The sequence below is a fragment of the Rhizobium cauense genome, from assembly GCF_019511525.1.
Taxonomy (GTDB): domain Bacteria; phylum Pseudomonadota; class Alphaproteobacteria; order Rhizobiales; family Rhizobiaceae; genus Rhizobium; species Rhizobium cauense.
In genome coordinates, this window is the sequence record NZ_JAEUAT010000002.1 from 19,342 (window position 1) to 35,004 (window position 15,663).

A 15,663-nucleotide genomic window follows, 5' to 3' on the forward strand; every position below is an offset into this window, starting at 1 on the left:
GGATGGCAACGCCGGCGAAGACGATCGTCGATCTTTCGAGCGCGATGGTGACCGCACCTGTGCCGCTGGCAAACTGGCTTGCCATCGCGCCCGTTGCGCTTTGCATCACGCTCGGCGCGGTACTTCTTATGGTGCGCAGTTCGACGCGGCTGCAGGCGTTCGTTGCCATCCCTGGCCTTTTCGTCCTGGTCCTGATGGATGCTGCCCTGTTGGTGAAAGTGGCTGCTCACGGTCCAGTCACGATGGTGATGGGACGCTGGCTGCCGCCCTTCGGTATTGCCTTCACGGTCGATATTCTCGGAGCGCTCATGGCCCTGACCTCAGCCATTGTGGCACTCGCGAGCGGCATATATGCGCTGAAGGAGGTGACCGAAAGCGGCCGTCGATACGGTTTCTTTCCCTTCCTTCTGCTGCTGATGGCAGGCGTCACCGGGGCGTTTCTGACGGGCGACATCTTTAACCTCTACGTCTGGTTCGAGGTCCTGCTGATTTCCTCGTTCGGCATGCTGATCCTCGGATCGGAGCGCGGGCAGATCGATGGGGCCATGAAGTATGCGGTGCTGAACCTGATCGGCACGACGCTGTTCCTGATCTCTGTCGGCATCGTCTACGCCGTCTTCGGCACGCTCAACATGGCCGATATCTCAAGCAAGGTGGAGAGTGTACGCGACACCGCGCCGCTGATGACCCTGTCGGCCCTCTTGCTGCTGGCCTTCGCCATGAAGGCGGCGGCCTTTCCCGTCAATTTCTGGCTGCCCGCCTCCTATCATACCCCGCGCATCGTCGTGTCGGCGCTGTTTGCCGGTCTGCTGACCAAGGTCGGCGTGTATGCCCTCATTCGCATCATGGTCATGCTGCTGCCGATCGAGCGCGAGCAATTGAGCCTTTTGATTGCAGCAACGGGAGCCGCGACCATCATCGTCGGCGCGCTTGGGGCGCTGGCGCAGGACGATATTCGTAAGCTCCTCGGCTACGTGGTGATCTCAGGCATCGGCAACATGCTGATCGGCATTGCGCTCGGCACGCCGGGCGGCTTGTCCGGCGCAATCTTCTACGCGCTGCATTCGATGGTGCTGATGACGGCGCTCTATCTCCTCGCCGGGCAGGCTGCCGCACTTGCCGGCGGTTTCTCGCTGACCGCGCTCGGCGGCCTCTATCGCAAGAGCAGCGGTTTTGCCGCCGTCTCCTTCATCCTTTTCATCGCCGCCTGCGGATTGCCGCCCTTTTCCGGCTTCTGGCCGAAGGTCATCTTGGTCAGGGCATCGATCGACGTCGGCGCCTGGTGGCTCGCCGCCGCGATCCTGATCGGCGGCTTCCTGCTCACGGTCGTCTTCGGGCGTGTCTTCCTGCTCGCCTACTGGCGACCGGCGACGGCACCACTGGCGGCGGCTTCCGTCGGCTGGCAAGCGGGATTGCCGCTCGTCATCCTGACCGCTCTTGTCGTCGCTTTCGGTATTCTTCCAGAAGAGCTGCTGAAGATGGCGCAAGCTGCCGCGACCGGCCTCATTGATCCGACATCTTATCTGCAGTCGGTCTTTCCGGATGGAATGGTGCCATGATCGCCCTGCTGCTCAACGTCATTCTGGCAATCGCCTGGGCCGCCATCACCGGCAGCACCTCCCCGCATAACCTGGTATTCGGCTTTGCATTGGCCGCTCTGTGCCTGTCGGTCGTTCGCGAGCCCTATGGCAGTGCCGGCTATCTTCGTCGATCCTGGGCTATCGTGCGTCTTTCTCTGCTGTTTCTGAAGGAGTTGGCTATTTCCGCCTGGCGCGTTGCCGTGACGGTGCTGACGCCCAACATGCAGTTGCAGCCTGGCATCTTTGCCTTTCCGCTGACTGTAGACCGCGATTTCGAGATCACGCTTCTCGCCAACATGATCACGCTGACCCCGGGCACTCTGTCGGTCGATGTTTCCGACGATCGCAAGACACTCTACGTCCATGCGCTGGACTGCGCCGATCCAGAGGCGACCAAGCGCGACATAGCCAACGGGTTCGAGCGCAGGATCATGGAGGCCTTCCGATGATCGATCCATCTGCCATCGTTTCCGGGGCAGCCGCTGTCGCTCTGGTAATCCTCGGTCTGGCCTTTCTCCTGGCAGGCTGGCGGGTTGTTGCCGGCCCCACCTTGCCGGACAGGATACTGGCCCTCGATACGCTCTCCGGCACGGCGATCGGCTTCATTGCGGTACTGGCGATCAAGACGGGCTTCAGCCTTTACATCGACATTGCAATTTCGCTGGGTCTCGTTGGCTTCCTGGCCACGGTTGCCTTCGCACGCTTCGTGATGTCGCGCGCTACTGTTGCGGAACGCTACAGCGAAAAAACGGCGGGTGCCTCGAAAAAGCCCAAAGTGACAGCCAAACGCAGCGGCAAGAATGACAGGAAGGGCAAGAAATGATGGACTATGCGGCAGCGCTCGTCGTCGCCTTCCTGTTGCTTGCCGGTTCGTTGTTTGCGCTCGTTGCCGCCCTTGGCGTCGTGCGACTGCCGGATCTTTACACGCGCATGCATGCGGCGTCCAAGGCGGGAACGGTGGGCTCGGGCCTGCTCCTCTTTGCCGCCGGTGTCGCGTCGGGCGAGGTCTCGGTGTTCGCCCGGGCACTCGCCGGTTTCGTGTTTTTCCTGCTGACGGCGCCGGTCGCGGCGCACTTGCTTGCCAAGGCTGCGCACCAAACGGGACACCGTCTTGGCCCGGAATCGGTGCGCGATGATATGGTCAAAAGATGAGACGGCTTCCGATTCAGTATTTTAAGTTGATTTTTGCACCCTTTTGCAAATGTATCGATGGTTAATGTTTAGCAGTTAAGCAGACAATTCTTGCGAAATGGCCATTTTTTGGTAGATATATATGAAATAATAATTGGCGTTTTCGCAAAACGGTGATATTTGATTGTCCAAGTAGAGTTCTGATATTGAATTAGAATCACGTTGATTATTTCCTCGTTGGCATTGCATTTCACTGTTTAATTGAGGAAGTCGACTGCGTGATGGCGTACTAACTTCGAAATCAGGCAGTATAAAAACGGGTTTCGGCCTCAGGAATCTAGGGGTGGATTTCAGTTTTTCGAAACAGGTAGCCGTAGCCTGAGTTTTTTGCTGTTCGCTCTACGAACATGGTCTTGGCCGAAGGGGCTTGGACCTTTGGAGCATTGAAACAGGAGAAACGTATTATGACGGATACTGCAGCCGGTAGCGGGCCGGAATTGCTGGTGGAGCTTACAGCAGATATTGTTGCCGCCTATGTCAGCAATCATGTGGTGCCGGTTGGCGACCTCGCCAACCTGATTTCGGACGTGCATTCGGCACTCAGCAATACGTCGACGCCACAGCTCGCAACAGCTGTCGTCGAGAAGCAGAAGCCGGCTGTATCGGTGCGCAAGTCCGTTCAGGATGAGCAGATTACCTGCCTGGAATGTGGCGGTAACTTCAAGTCGCTCAAGCGCCATCTGATGACGCACCACAGTCTCTCGCCGGAAGAATACCGCGAGAAATGGGAACTTCCCGTCGACTATCCTATGGTCGCGCCGGCTTATGCCGAAGCGCGTTCGCGCCTCGCCAAGGAAATGGGCCTCGGCCAGCGCCGCAAGCGCGGGCGCGGCTGAGCCGATCATTTCCCAAGGGGTGCAGTGAAGAGCCGGGCGGAAGCCCGGCTTTTGTGTTTTGGCAAAAGGGGATGAATGTGGAAAATAATCCTAAATATTTTCGGCCCTTTCTCAATTTTGCGAGCTAATCCAACAAAAAGTTGCAATGTACGCCTTTTGTTCGTCCTCGCTGCCGTGTAGAGTGTATGAATTAATTCCTATTTTGTAGGAGTGTTCGTATGCCCATTGCAAGTTCCACTTTTCCAGACGCCGCACGAGCGTCTTCCTTTCCGCAGCCGCCCGGAGCTTCGAGTGCCTCCGGTTATGTTCCGCCTGCCGCGACGATGCCGGTTCGCCTCGTATGCCGCATCTGCGCGCAGATCACCACCGAGATGGTCATGCTTGCCAGCCATCGCATCCAGATGCGTCGGGATCGGCGCCGGACGCTTTGCCATATCAGGCAGATCGCCATGTATGTCTGCCATGTTGCGCTGCAGATTCCACTTTGCGAGATCGCCAAGGCCTTTGGCCGCGACCGCACGACGGTTGGCCATGCCTGCCACGTCGTCGAAGATCGCCGTGATGACCCGGCGTTCGATGAGTTCGTCGCGGCCGTGGAACGGACCGTCAATTCCGTTTTCCGATCGAATGGAGTGCTTGGAGATGAGTGACGCGAACAAGGCCATGGTGAAGCTTCTCAGGTTCCTGGCGCGCGGGGAGGCGCGGGAGCGGACATGCGAAGGCTCTGCCCTGTCACTGCACCTCGGCGATGGTTCGCTCCACATTGCTTCTGAAGGCCTCGTGGCGAAAGCGGTAGCCGCGGGGTTGATCAGCCGCAGGAGCGAGCGGATTTGCCTGTGCCCCACAGCGCGCTCCTATCTCAGGCGCGCGGCCTCGCCAAGGGACGAAGCCTTCATCGAACAGCACGGCGCGATTGGCCATGCTCTGGCCGACGTGGGCGACGGCCGGAAACAGTCGGTGCGGATCAACCGGGAAGAATCGCCGCTTTCAACCCTTGCGCGACTGAAGGAGAAGACGGGTGGCCAATTCCTGCCGGAGGAAGCGCTTGCCGCCGGGGAAAGGCTGCTTGCCGATTTCATGCGCGGTCAACTTCAGCCGCGAATGACGGCGAACTGGGAACCGCGCCATGCCAGCCGGATGAAGGGCGAGCGAGGTGGCATGGCGGAATTGACCGATAGTGCAATCGCCGCCCGGATCGCGGTCAATCGTGCGCTTGAGGCAATGGGCCCGGAGCTTGCCGGGGTGGCGCTCGACGTCTGCTGCTTCATGAAGGGACTGGAGACCGTGGAGCGCGAGCGCCAGTGGCCGGTGCGCTCTGCCAAGCTGATGTTGCGCACAGCGTTGATGGTCCTGTCACGGCACTACAATCCGCCAGCGCCTGCGCGCCGTCCGCGACTGGAGCATTGGGGTGTCGAGGGGTACAGGCCCGAACTGTATTCCTGAAAAACGGCGGTGGCGCTAAGCCACCGCGCGCACGCGTGCTTCCTCGCGAATGCGATTGACCATCGAACGCAGGCCGTTGGCACGTTGCGAGGAAAGATGCTCGACCAGGCCGATCGTCGAGAACACGTCGAAGGCATCGAGCGCGGCGATCTCGGAGGCGTTCTTGCCGGAGTAGGTCGCAAGCACGATGGCAACGAGCCCGCGCACGATATGTGCGTCGGAGTCGCCTTCGAAGGTCATGACCGGATTGTCCGGATCGCCCTCGGTGTGCGTCACGAGCCAGACCTGGCTTGCGCAGCCCATTACCTTGTTGGCCGACGTCTTCTTGTCGTCGGGAAGGTCAGGAAGCGCCTTTCCGAGCTCGATCACATAGCGATAGCGATCTTCCCAGTCGTCTAGGAAGGAGAAATCTTCGAGGATCTGCTCGAGGGACGTCATGCATTCTGGCCTTTCGTTATCAGGGTTTCATATAGGTGAAACACGGCCAGATTTGAACCATTAAAAAGAAACGCCGCGAAGGATGGGCATCCTCGCGGCGCAGCAAAAGCTGAAAAATAAACAGGGCAGGCACGTCAGGCACGGGACTATCCGCGGCTTGGCGGATCGCCGGTGCAAGCTTGGTTGCGGGAAGTCCCGCGGAATTCTCAGGTAGCCGGACGCGGCGTCGGCAGCGGAATGGTGCCCGTCGTCACAGCGTCGGAGACAGCATCGTCGCCATCATCAACCGGGGGGCGGTAGGGCATTGGCTGGTTCAGCGCCGCGGTCCGCTCCTGCGCTACCGACTGCGTCTCGGAGTTTGCGGGCGCAAGTGCGGCAACGGGAGCAATCGGCGCATTGTGAGCGTTGGCTGCGACGGCGGGCTTGGCCGCGTCGTCGCCAAAGCGGCTGTCCAGAAGCTCATAGGCAACGCGAGCGCCTTCTCGGGCCCGGTGGCCGAGGGCTGCCATGGTTTCGGCACCCTTGACACAGACCTCCGGCTTCTCGCCGCACATGCCGGTCACATAGTCATAGGCGCCCGTCGCGGCGACAAAGGCGTCGGAAAACTGCAATTTCGGTTGCGAGTCGGTCGGGCTTTCGCCGCTGAAGAACGACAAGAGCACGAGCACCAGCCCGAACCAGAATGATCCTTTGATCAGAAACCACATCGTCGTTGCCCATCCTGTTTTCCCGTTCGGTCTTGCTGCCGAATCGGTCCGGTCTTCCGGTGTGCTCTCACCTTAGAACAGAGTTGCAAATGCCAGTTTTCGAAACTCGTCGGCATTTGCGGCAAATTTAGCTCGAATTTTAATGAACGGGATTTGCACCACATTTCAGTCAAATTGTAACGACCGGCGTTAAGCATGTGGCAGACCTCGTCCTGTAATTGCAGGCAAACCTCGCGGCGAGCCTGCCACAAAGGTTAACAAAAGACCGAAATGTTAGCGAAATCCGTCGCTTACCGCCTGTTAACCGTAAAAATCAAAGCCGCTTCCATATGCCCAAAAACGGGACATTTCGGTCTTTCGCGGCGTGAAGGCGGCTTTTCCCTTATCCTTTCCTTAAGCGCCCAAGGCCTATTGTCCGACCTAGTAAAGAGCCTTTTTCAGGCGGGTATTGCGTGCGTGTAATGAGTAAGATCGCAGAGCGGGCGGCAGCCCTCGTGGACCGGGTAGCTGGAAGCTGGCTCTCCCGGACCGGGGGCGTTGCAGCCGTGCGCCAGCACGAGCTGACGATCCTGCGCCGGCTGGCGCTGCTGTCGTCGGCCGCGCTCGTTGCGGTGCCGGCCGGGCTGTCTCTGGTCACCAGTCCAGCCGTCGCACTGCCTGTCGGGTTCACGATCGTTAGCGCCGCGTTCCTTTTTTCAGCGGTGGGCAGCATCGCGCTCTCGCGCCAGAATACAGCGACAGCCGCCGCCGCCGCGCCTGTCGCGGAAGATTTCTTCATGGAGATGGCGGCTGGTCTTGCCCTTTTCCTGGACGTACAGGGCAACGTCACTGCCGTCGGTGGTCGTGACAAGCGCGACTATCTCGCCTGGATGCGCGATCCCATCGACAAGGGCTTTGTCGACCAGATCCACATCTCCGACCGGATTCATTTCCTGCAGGCGCTGGATCAGCTTCGCCAGGGCGACGAGAGCGCGACTGTCGATCTGCGCATCGAACGCCCTTCGGTTTCCCGCGACAACCGGCAATTTTCTTACGTGCGCATGGATCTCACGGCGCGGCAGGGCAGCGACGGCACTCTCTTCAGCGTGATTGCCCAGCTGCGTGATGTTTCGGTGGAGCAGCAGTTGCGCCAGGAAGCGCAAAGCCGTGCCGCCGACGCACGCTCGGCCAACGATGCGAAGTCGCGGTTCCTTGCCGCCGTCAGCCACGAGCTGCGCACACCGCTGAATGCCATCCTCGGCTTCTCCGATATCCTGCTCGGCGAATACTTCGGCAAGTTCGAGAATGAACGTCAGCGGGAATATGTCGGTCTTGTCAGGGATTCCGGCGCGCACCTGCTTTCCGTCGTCAACACCATGCTCGACATGAGCAAGATCGAGGCCGGCCGCTATGAGCTTTGCCTCGAACCCTTCGATATCGCCGCGGTCGTCCGTTCCTGCGAGGCGATGCTGACGCTTCAGGCGAAAACCAAGGGCGTAACGCTGACGAGCCGCATTCAGCGGGGTCTCGACGAGGTCGTAGCCGACCAGCGCGCGATCCAGCAGATCCTGATCAATCTGGTCGGCAATGCCGTGAAGTTCACCGATACGGGCGGCGCGATCTCGATCGATGCCTCGATGCGGAACGGCGTGCTGAACCTTTGCGTGAGCGATACCGGAATCGGCATTCCGGGTGACAAGCTGGAAATGCTTGGCCAACCTTTTGTCCAGATCCAGAACGACTATAGCCGCCGATTCGAAGGCACGGGTCTCGGTTTGTCGTTGGTGAAGGGTCTGGTGGCGCTGCATGGCGGCGACTTTGCGATCGCCAGCACGCCTGGTGCCGGTACGATCATCACGATTTCCATTGCAGCGGATGGCTCCGGCATTCCGGCTGCGGGCACCGCCCGCGAGGATCTTGTCGAGTTCCCGCCGCGACTGAAGGCTGCGCCGGCACTCGTCGGCGTTTTGGAAGAGGGGCTTTTCGATGGCCGCGAGCAAGCGAAAATCGCCTAAGGGAAGGAGAGGCCGGCAGAGGCCGAGCCTCCTTCTCACCGGGGCAACTGTCGTTGGCGGATTGGGGCTGCAGGGCGCGAGTGCGCTCGGCGGCGTCATCGGTCGCAACCCGTCTGTCGCCGGCGGCACCGCGGCTTTCCTGGTCATCTTCAGCTTCGTTGCGGCAAACGCGCTCTGGTATCAGCCCGGCGCGCATCCGCACCCCTTCCTGCGCACGCGCGATCCGCTCTTCCCGAATGTGCTCGGCGCCCGCCCGATCGTCGAGGAGCAAAGCGGCAACGTCACCACCTTCAAGATCCAGCGGCAGGATGAGGCTGACGCGACACAGACGAATGCGACGCCGCCGGCGGCGGCTGCTGGCCAGCAGCCGAGCCAGATCGTCATGGACATCCAGACCGAACTGGTGCGGCGCGGTCTTTACAACGGCACGCCGGACGGGGTGATCGGTCCGCGCACAAGTGCCGCGATCCTCTTCTTCGAAGAAACGGTCGGCATGCAGCAGACGGGCGAAGCGACTCCCGATGTGCTGGCGGCTCTCCGAACCGATGCGATCGGCCCGTCGGCTGTGCCAATGGAAAAGCCGCGCGAAGACGTCACCTCCAAGGCATCCACCGAGGATCCCGTTGCTGCGGCGATCCGCAATGCCGAGAAGAGCGTCAAGACTGCGCCGACGCCATCAAAGAAGGCGCTGTCGGCAGAGCTGTCGAGTGTCGACCTCGTCCTGAAGATCCAAAAGGGTCTCAGCAACATGGCCTACACCAATGTCGGCGTCGACGGTGTGCCCGGCGAACAGACGCGCACGGCGATCCGCCATTTCCAGAAGCACTACAATCTTCCCGAAAACGGCGAGCCGAGCGAGGCCGTGCTGAAGAAACTCAAGGAAATCGGCGCGCTCTGAGTTTCGGCCAAGCATTGCCGCTGGCTGTTTCACTGTCTATAGCTGGCCCATGAGACTACGCACCGACATCTTCGTTTCCGCGCTTCTGCGCCGGGTGTTCGCCAAGGGCGACTTTGCCGCCGTCGAGGCGAAAGGCGCCAATGAGGCGGGTGCGGTCTTCATCCGCCAGCATTTTCGCGACGGCCTCGAGACGCTCTATGGACCCGCGCCGCAAAGCCTCTTCGATGAAGAGACGAGCGGGGAGCGGCTGTTCGAGCGTCGGCTCACACGCGAAGAGCCGCATATGGTGCGGGAGATGCTCGACCGCGAGCGGAAGTTCGATCCTGACCTCTGGATTGTTGATCTCGAGGCAGATGATCTCGGAGATATCGTTCCGCTGGCCGATGAGCGCGAAAATCCGCTCTGGTAGGGATCAGCGTACACGGCTGATGGAACGTCTCTCGCGAGCGGGCGGCACCTGGTCCAGGCGGTCTGCTGCCGCTGCTGCTTCCTCGGGAAGGTAGGTGTAGCTGTCGGCGCGGCGCCAGGCGTCTACGCGCTCGTTGCACTCTTCCGGATCGAGTCCATCAAGCACCATCCAGGCGCGTGTTACGCTATGCTGAGCTTCCGCAAGGTGTGGGTAGAGCTTCTCCAATACGAAGACGGCATCGAGGAAATCCATGCCGAGACTTACAAGCGTCGTAGCAAGCTGCTGCCCGGAGATGTCGAGCATGATCCGCTCGGCAAGCCAGCGGCTCGCTGTGAGAGCGTCGGCAAGCGCCTTGGCGAAGAGTGCCGCCTCGCGGTTGCGGGCAAAGCGCACGAGGAGAGCAGCCTGGATCGGCGAAAGGTTTCGCAACCCGAGCCGGTCGCCGTCGGGGCGGGCGACATGATGCGCGAGTTCCCGAATCCTGTTGCGCATCTCTTCTTCGTTGGCACGCTTCACGGCAGCTTCTGCTTCCTCGAGGGAGGAGGGGGCCGGCTCGTCGTCGACCATGGCGCTCGGCGGTTCCACCACGACCGGCGCTGCCAGGCGCTGCTCGGCCTGACGCAGGCCGACGAGCGCGTCAATCACCCGAGGGGAGAGAGCGTTCCTGCTGACGATCGCCTTCATGTGCGCGCTGCCCTGTGTGCGCGCGATTGTAATCAAGGTCTCGTCATCGATTGCCGGCGAGGAGGTGAGAAAGGGCGCGGCAATGTCGATCGGCTGGCTGCCGACGAAAAGCGCAACGGCCGAGGGAATGCACGCGCATTGGGAGAGGGCGGCCACAGCCTGTCGCCGCGCCTCAAGTGTGGATGCCTGGAACAGCGGCGTGAAGAGTTCGGCGAATTGGCGCAGTTCGGAACGGGTCGGCGGCTGCAATCCTTCGAAGCTGCTGACGGTCGCCATGAGAACCACGTCCTTCTTCCGGCTGGCGGATGGGGCCTCTAGGTCTCGGAACCGGTCACGCACAAGAACACACCCTGGAAACGCAAAAAAGGGATGCCGCAGGACTGGACGCGGAGGGACGCCCCTTACCCCACATAGGTTATGAACAAATCCTACATGGGCAGGGTTAATGGTTGCTAAAGACTGTATTCAATTTGTGCCGAAAGGCGTCATCTGTGCGCGAACGCATCACGCAGCTTGGAGGCAGCGGGTTTCTGCCTGCCGACGTGTTCCGAAATTGAGCTAGAGTCCCTTGTGTCCGCGCAGCGCCGCCAGAAGCCTGTCAGCGTTGTTATTTCCGGACTGATAGAGATCAAGCGCAGCGGAGGCTGCCAATTGCGCTTGGGCGCTTTTGATGTCGATCCGCTTTTCCGCGCACCAGGCATCCAGCGCGTCGCGAAGAACATCAAGGTCTTCGGGGGAAAATGTCGAACCGATGAACAAGGACATTCCAACCCCTCCGTGCCCTTGGCGAGCTGAACTCGGGAGGCCGATTGGCCGCCTGCTGTCGCCGAAGGCACAACCTTACCGGTATTGGTTGGAACCGCAATTGATATTTTTGTGACAAGAACTAACGATTTTGATGTTCTGCGACACAACCTACGTTAAGTATATGAATTAATGCTAATATCATTGCGACATTGTGCGCAGAATCTTCTTGTGAGAACGTTTGAAACCAAAAGCCGCCGCCGCGCGTTTATATGGTGTCGTAGAAGAAGCTAATGTTCACGCATGAGATTAATGATCTGTTAACCGTCATATGTCTCAATTCGGAAATGAACGGCGGCCGAGTGCTTCGGTCGTCCGGTTTCACATCACGGTATTTCAAACAGGTGCCGTGAGAAAGGCGCGAATGCCTCGGGGACTCTCGAGTTCTGGAGGACGCGCTGGCTCGCAGGGGGCGGGCAGGGTGAGATTGCATAGTTCATCCGTCTCGGGCAGTGCATGGAGACGAGAATGGCAATAGTCGTCGCATTGGCCGACCGTCTGTCTCAGACGCAACGCCGCACAGGCAATAAACCAGTCGAGGCGCAGATCCTGCTTTTCACCGGCGTGCGTTACGAACGCCTCGCGGAAAGCTCCAAGCGTCCCGCCGGACGCCGCGTTTCGCGCGCCAAGAAATAGATAGACTGCATCAACCCTGGGAGCCGGCATATAGGTCGCAGCCGGCCTCCGCGAGGAAGCTTCGCGCGGCCGCGTCAAAGCTCGCCTGGGGCGCCAGGGTTCTCAAGACCGCATAGCCGTCAGGACGCGCGCTTTCCACGAGAATGGTCTTCTGCAGGTCGGCCGGCAAAGCCTTGCGAAGCTCGGTGAGCTGGATCGGTGTGCCGATCAGGATATCCAGCGCGCCCTCGACCGACGTCCTGTCGTTCATGCTGAAGACTTCGTTCGACGCAGCGTCGTAGAGCGCAACCGACCAGAACGGTACATTGCCCTTCGCCGTCAGACGCACAGGATTTTCCTCGACATCGAAGGAGCAGACCGCAGTGCGGACAAAGGGGTCGTCGTTGGACAACCCCGCGTCGTCATCCGTGGCATCAAGCAGGTAGAACTTCTCGAGATCGCCTTCGGCCGCGACGCGGGTCGCGGCGTCCCTTCCGGTAAAGTGCGGCAGGGACAGGATGATGACGAGGTGCAGCAGTGCGGCCCCGAAAAGTCCGGCGAGAATGGCGAACAGAACCCTAAGCATTGCCGCATCCCGTTTTTTGCAGCTTCGGCATCGCAAGGTCGATGACACCGGAGCTGCCCGCGGTCGGGGTATCGAAGAGGGTCAGAACCAGTTGGAACGTACCGGCCGCCGGCAGCGCCAGCCAGTTGCCCGGCCGCGCATGGGCGGAAATCTCGATCGAGAAGCTGCTGTCGGGCTGCCGCAGCACTGTCCACGAGTTCATGGCACCGGGCAGCCCCGGCCGCAGCGCCGCCGGATTGCCGCTGTTGTCGGCGGTAAAAAGCGTCCAGATGCGGGCTGGCGGCGTCTGTCCCGTAATGCGGTAGCTGCAGCCGGCATTCAGCCGATCGCCGGCATCATCGACTTTGGCGGTGAACATCAGCCCTTCGGCGTTTCCATAGAGGAGGCGCCCGGCGCGCGCCCTGTGCGATTTCGCATAGGGGTCGGCACCTTCGGTCTGCAGCTCGGGGAAGGCTTCCCACGCGCCGAGCTTGATCGCACCGAAGCCGGCTGTCGCGTTCAGCGCATAGAGCGAAATCATGATCCCGCCGCCAAAGGCGATAATCAGCGTCATCGCGATGAAGAGAGGAAACCGAAACACTATGCGCCCTTGAGAAACAAATCAGTTGAAAGGGTTACCACTGATTCTGGCTTCGAGGAATGGCGCAGGCCGTTGGCGGCGGCATATCCCGGTCAAAACAGCTGCAATCTTGGGTAAGCCCAGGCTGAACGAAGTCGCCAATAATCGGAGCAGAGGCAATGGGCCACGTGACGAAGGCGGCGTCCCATCATCGCTTCAAGAGGTCGTGAACGGTGCTGAAGAGTCCGGGTCCGTGCTTTCCGTCGCCGGGTTGGCTGCTCGTTGCCAACGAATTCCCGGTTAGGCTGGTAAGATGCCGCATAAGGCCGTTTTGCATCTCCGGACGGTCCTGCAGCATGGATACGAATGTCGGCCCGTCAACCTCATAGGCTTCGAGATTGGTCAGCGCCTCGTATCTGGCGGTGTCGTCGAGGCCGTCAATCCATCCGAATACAGCGCCCGGCGCCAATCGAATGGCCTCGGTCCGGTCGGAATGCACCGCGGCGGCGCCCGAGCGGACAATCATCAGCTTGGGCATGCTGTCCGTCCCATTCAGCAGCATGTCCCCCGGCTGGTAGTGTTCCAGCTTCCCGCAGGCCTCCAGCGTCTTCAGATCATCCTGGTTGAGGCTTTCAAAGATCGGATTGGCCTGCAGCAACTCCTTTAATGTCGCCGGTCCTGAGCGACCGGTATGAAGGTGTTCGACAAAAATGGAAGAAGCCGCCGGTAGCGCGAGGGATATACCTGTCGTGGCGCATTGTCGGTAGACGAGATCGATAAGCTCGTTCCTGGCAGGAATTCTGTCGCTTGGACGCCTTACACGAAATTGCAGTTCGACGTCGATGGCAAAGGCATCGACGCCCTTTAGCGCGACGACCGGCGCCGGATCGTGAACGATATTGTTGGCCCCGATCGTGGCCTGCCGCAGTGTCTCGACAACGAAGGATGGTGGGTGTGTCGGCCTGACACGGAACGGCAGGATCACCTGATGTGTCTCGTCAGGGCGACTGATGTTCGTCAGTCCGATTTTCGCAAGGTAGCTGTTCGGCAGGACAACGATGTTGTTGGCCGGCGTCAGGATATGTGTCGAGCGCCAGGTGTTCTCCACGATCCGTCCTTCGGTACCGTCGGTCAGGATAATCCAGTCGCCGATGCCAAACGGGCGGCCCAAGGTCAGCGCCAGACCGGAAAAGAGGTCGTTCAGGGTACTTTGCAGGGCAAGGCCAAGGATGATCGCGATCACGCCGGAGGTCGCGACGAGAGTACCGATCGCGAAGTCGAACACGAAGGCGAGAACCGAGAGCGTTACCCCGAGATAGACGACGGCGATGATCAGATCCTGCAGCAGCCGGGCTTCGACCGGTCTGCCGTCGAGGACGATATAGATGCGGACAAAACCGATTGCGGCCCAGGCCAGATGCACCCACCACAAAGTCTTGGCGGCGATGAGCATGCCGCCGCCTTCTCTCAACGGCTCGAACTTGAAAGGAGAGATACCGCTTCCGATCAGTATTGCCGTCATGGCGGCGAAGAACGCAATCTGTACCAACAGGCGGGCGGTCGGGCGGCCGCGCCCCTGCAAATGCCAGACGACGATGCCTGCAACGCCCAGCGCGACGATCTGGAAGAGCGGTGACATAAGCATATCGAGCATAGTCGGCGTCTCCTGACGGCAAGACGATAAGGCCGGATCCTTGGCTGCGGGCTCACTATACACCCGCCCGGTATCGACGCATGTCTTAGTTAATAGACCGCTAATATCGCGTTCTGTAGGCTTGAATGTCTAACGGAGGAGAAGAACATGATCCTACGGTTGGACGGTCAAGGCTGGTCGCTGAGCAGTCTGGAAGCCGGGCATTGCTCGGCCGCAACAAAGGCCTCGGTCAGATGCGCCCTCGAAGCGACCACGGCCTTCGACAGCACGCAGATCGCGGTTTCGATGCTGGGCGATTACGTGGTGCTGGAAGGGTTCGTGCGATGTCGCGGAGACGACGAACTTGCCATGGATATAGCCGCTTCCATCGTCGGGTCGGCCCATGTCCATAATCGGCTGATATGTCGCGGATTCCCGAGAAATCCAAACTAGGCATCGGTTGGCTTGGCTGGGGCCGTCGATGCTTGGCCCCGTATACTTTCGCCACGCGGGAGTCGCCTGTGACACCCGCCGAAAAAGGTCGTATAACCGAGATCGGTGTCGACCGGCGACAGATCAGGCCGGCTCGTCTGCTTTGCCGCCGCGGCGGTCCCGCGCCCCAAACGGAGTTTTAAGATTGAGCGTTGCCTTCATGAAGGAAGAGAGTGCCGAAACGGCTTCGGAAACCCTGCTTCCGGATCGTCCGATTTCGCCTCATCCGAACCTCGTCACACAGGCGGGATTGAAGGCTTTGGAGCAACAGCTCCAGGAAGCCCGCGAAGCCTATGATGCCGCCAGCACGATCGAAGACACGAATGAACGACGGCGGCAGGCAGCAAACCCGTTGCGCGACGTGCGCTATTTCGCGGCAAGAGTTCGCACCGCCCAGCTGGTTCCGGACCCGACGTCATCAGATACGGTCGCCTTCGGAAGCACGGTAACGTTCAGCCGCGACGATGGGCGCGTGCAGACCTACCGTATCGTCGGAGAGGACGAAGCCGACCCCAAGACGGGATCGATCTCGTTCGTATCACCGGTCGCAAGAACGCTTATGGGCAAGGCCATCGGCGACGTCACAAGCGTTGGCGGTCAGGAGCTCGAAGTCATCGCCATTTCCTAGACGGTCGTCTGTGTGCAACTGCACCGAGATACTCTTCAATCGGCTGATCAGGCTTGCGGCGATGGCCTTTTTCAGGCCGCGGTTCCTCGAAGGCGAACGACAATCTTGCTGCTTCCAGCTTATCGATTGACTCTGCCAATCAAGGCCTCCAAGTATATGAAACATA

The 15,663-nt window shown here is 60.2% G+C and carries 20 protein-coding genes; 13 read left to right on the plus strand and 7 right to left on the minus strand.

From position 1 onward, the window contains the following. Positions 1-2: 2 nt before the first annotated feature. The 7 genes from JNB88_RS03195 to JNB88_RS03225 all read left to right on the plus strand — a co-directional run bounded on the left by JNB88_RS03195 (position 3) and on the right by JNB88_RS03225 (position 5,050). The gene (locus JNB88_RS03195) at positions 3-1,559 is read left to right on the plus strand and encodes a Na+/H+ antiporter subunit D (protein ID WP_220354276.1); all 1,557 of its coding nucleotides are present in this window, start codon (positions 3-5) and stop codon (positions 1,557-1,559) included. Next, positions 1,556-2,029, plus strand: coding sequence for a Na+/H+ antiporter subunit E (locus tag JNB88_RS03200; protein ID WP_220354277.1), 474 nt, complete (start codon positions 1,556-1,558; stop codon positions 2,027-2,029). The genes JNB88_RS03195 and JNB88_RS03200 overlap by 4 nt, the downstream gene beginning before the upstream one ends. Continuing rightward, positions 2,026-2,403, plus strand: a complete 378-nt coding sequence (locus tag JNB88_RS03205; protein ID WP_220354278.1) for a cation:proton antiporter — start codon at positions 2,026-2,028, stop codon at positions 2,401-2,403. Before JNB88_RS03200 ends, JNB88_RS03205 begins: the two co-directional genes overlap by 4 nt. Continuing rightward, complete coding sequence (gene mnhG / locus JNB88_RS03210; RefSeq protein ID WP_220354279.1) at positions 2,400-2,732, plus strand: monovalent cation/H(+) antiporter subunit G; 333 nt, start codon at positions 2,400-2,402, stop codon at positions 2,730-2,732. Before JNB88_RS03205 ends, mnhG begins: the two co-directional genes overlap by 4 nt. A 443-nt stretch (positions 2,733-3,175) precedes the next feature. Then, positions 3,176-3,607: a Ros/MucR family transcriptional regulator gene (locus tag JNB88_RS03215; protein ID WP_037134381.1), complete on the plus strand. Its 432-nt coding sequence runs from the start codon at positions 3,176-3,178 to the stop codon at positions 3,605-3,607. 218 nt (positions 3,608-3,825) lie between these two features. Then, the gene (locus JNB88_RS03220; protein ID WP_220354280.1) at positions 3,826-4,257 is read left to right on the plus strand and encodes a helix-turn-helix domain-containing protein; all 432 of its coding nucleotides are present in this window, start codon (positions 3,826-3,828) and stop codon (positions 4,255-4,257) included. Beyond that, positions 4,250-5,050: a DUF6456 domain-containing protein gene (locus tag JNB88_RS03225; RefSeq protein ID WP_220354281.1), complete on the plus strand. Its 801-nt coding sequence runs from the start codon at positions 4,250-4,252 to the stop codon at positions 5,048-5,050. Before JNB88_RS03220 ends, JNB88_RS03225 begins: the two co-directional genes overlap by 8 nt. Positions 5,051-5,065: 15 nt before the next feature. Here JNB88_RS03225 and JNB88_RS03230 read toward each other — a convergent pair whose 3' ends face one another. Both JNB88_RS03230 and JNB88_RS03235 read right to left on the minus strand, forming a co-directional pair. After that, the gene (locus JNB88_RS03230) at positions 5,066-5,488 is read right to left on the minus strand and encodes a SufE family protein (protein ID WP_220354282.1); all 423 of its coding nucleotides are present in this window, start codon (positions 5,486-5,488) and stop codon (positions 5,066-5,068) included. A 206-nt stretch (positions 5,489-5,694) separates the two neighbouring features. Further along, entirely contained in the window at positions 5,695-6,195 is a 501-nt protein-coding gene (locus tag JNB88_RS03235) for a DUF5330 domain-containing protein (RefSeq protein WP_220354283.1), read from the minus strand. Positions 6,196-6,656: 461 nt separating this feature from the next. On the opposite strand from JNB88_RS03235, the gene JNB88_RS03240 reads away from it, so the two are divergent. Genes JNB88_RS03240 through JNB88_RS03250 form a run of 3 tightly spaced genes read left to right on the plus strand, consistent with a single transcriptional unit; the run spans position 6,657 to position 9,496 of the window. Next, positions 6,657-8,189: a sensor histidine kinase gene (locus JNB88_RS03240; protein ID WP_220354284.1), complete on the plus strand. Its 1,533-nt coding sequence runs from the start codon at positions 6,657-6,659 to the stop codon at positions 8,187-8,189. Beyond that, a complete protein-coding gene (locus JNB88_RS03245; RefSeq protein WP_220354285.1) occupies positions 8,161-9,087 on the plus strand; it encodes a peptidoglycan-binding domain-containing protein in 927 nt (308 codons plus the stop codon). Before JNB88_RS03240 ends, JNB88_RS03245 begins: the two co-directional genes overlap by 29 nt. A 49-nt stretch (positions 9,088-9,136) precedes the next feature. Further along, on the plus strand, positions 9,137-9,496 hold the full coding sequence (locus JNB88_RS03250) for a DUF1491 family protein (RefSeq protein WP_220354286.1): 360 nt from the start codon (positions 9,137-9,139) through the stop codon (positions 9,494-9,496). Between the two features lie 3 nt (positions 9,497-9,499). Here JNB88_RS03250 and JNB88_RS03255 read toward each other — a convergent pair whose 3' ends face one another. After that, complete coding sequence (locus JNB88_RS03255) at positions 9,500-10,519, minus strand: DUF2336 domain-containing protein (RefSeq protein ID WP_220354287.1); 1,020 nt, start codon at positions 10,517-10,519, stop codon at positions 9,500-9,502. 219 nt (positions 10,520-10,738) lie between these two features. Beyond that, the gene (locus tag JNB88_RS03260; RefSeq protein ID WP_037134406.1) at positions 10,739-10,945 is read right to left on the minus strand and encodes a hypothetical protein; all 207 of its coding nucleotides are present in this window, start codon (positions 10,943-10,945) and stop codon (positions 10,739-10,741) included. Positions 10,946-11,452: 507 nt separating this feature from the next. On the opposite strand from JNB88_RS03260, the gene JNB88_RS03265 reads away from it, so the two are divergent. Next, positions 11,453-11,620: a hypothetical protein gene (locus JNB88_RS03265; protein ID WP_220354288.1), complete on the plus strand. Its 168-nt coding sequence runs from the start codon at positions 11,453-11,455 to the stop codon at positions 11,618-11,620. A gap of 10 nt (positions 11,621-11,630) precedes the next feature. Here the strand turns inward: JNB88_RS03265 and JNB88_RS03270 are convergent, their stop codons facing one another. The 3 genes from JNB88_RS03270 to JNB88_RS03280 all read right to left on the minus strand — a co-directional run bounded on the left by JNB88_RS03270 (position 11,631) and on the right by JNB88_RS03280 (position 14,398). Further along, the gene (locus JNB88_RS03270) at positions 11,631-12,185 is read right to left on the minus strand and encodes a DUF1254 domain-containing protein (protein ID WP_037134408.1); all 555 of its coding nucleotides are present in this window, start codon (positions 12,183-12,185) and stop codon (positions 11,631-11,633) included. Next, positions 12,178-12,765 (minus strand): DUF1214 domain-containing protein, encoded by a 588-nt coding sequence (locus JNB88_RS03275; protein ID WP_220354289.1) that lies wholly within the window; start codon positions 12,763-12,765, stop codon positions 12,178-12,180. Before JNB88_RS03275 ends, JNB88_RS03270 begins: the two co-directional genes overlap by 8 nt. A 187-nt stretch (positions 12,766-12,952) precedes the next feature. Next, on the minus strand, positions 12,953-14,398 hold the full coding sequence (locus tag JNB88_RS03280; RefSeq protein ID WP_220354290.1) for a mechanosensitive ion channel family protein: 1,446 nt from the start codon (positions 14,396-14,398) through the stop codon (positions 12,953-12,955). Between the two features lie 147 nt (positions 14,399-14,545). Between JNB88_RS03280 and JNB88_RS03285 the strand changes: the two genes are divergently transcribed. After that, positions 14,546-14,830: a BON domain-containing protein gene (locus JNB88_RS03285; RefSeq protein WP_220354291.1), complete on the plus strand. Its 285-nt coding sequence runs from the start codon at positions 14,546-14,548 to the stop codon at positions 14,828-14,830. A 184-nt stretch (positions 14,831-15,014) separates the two neighbouring features. Then, positions 15,015-15,497 (plus strand): transcription elongation factor GreA, encoded by a 483-nt coding sequence (greA, locus tag JNB88_RS03290; protein WP_037134412.1) that lies wholly within the window; start codon positions 15,015-15,017, stop codon positions 15,495-15,497. Positions 15,498-15,663: the final 166 nt, after the last annotated feature.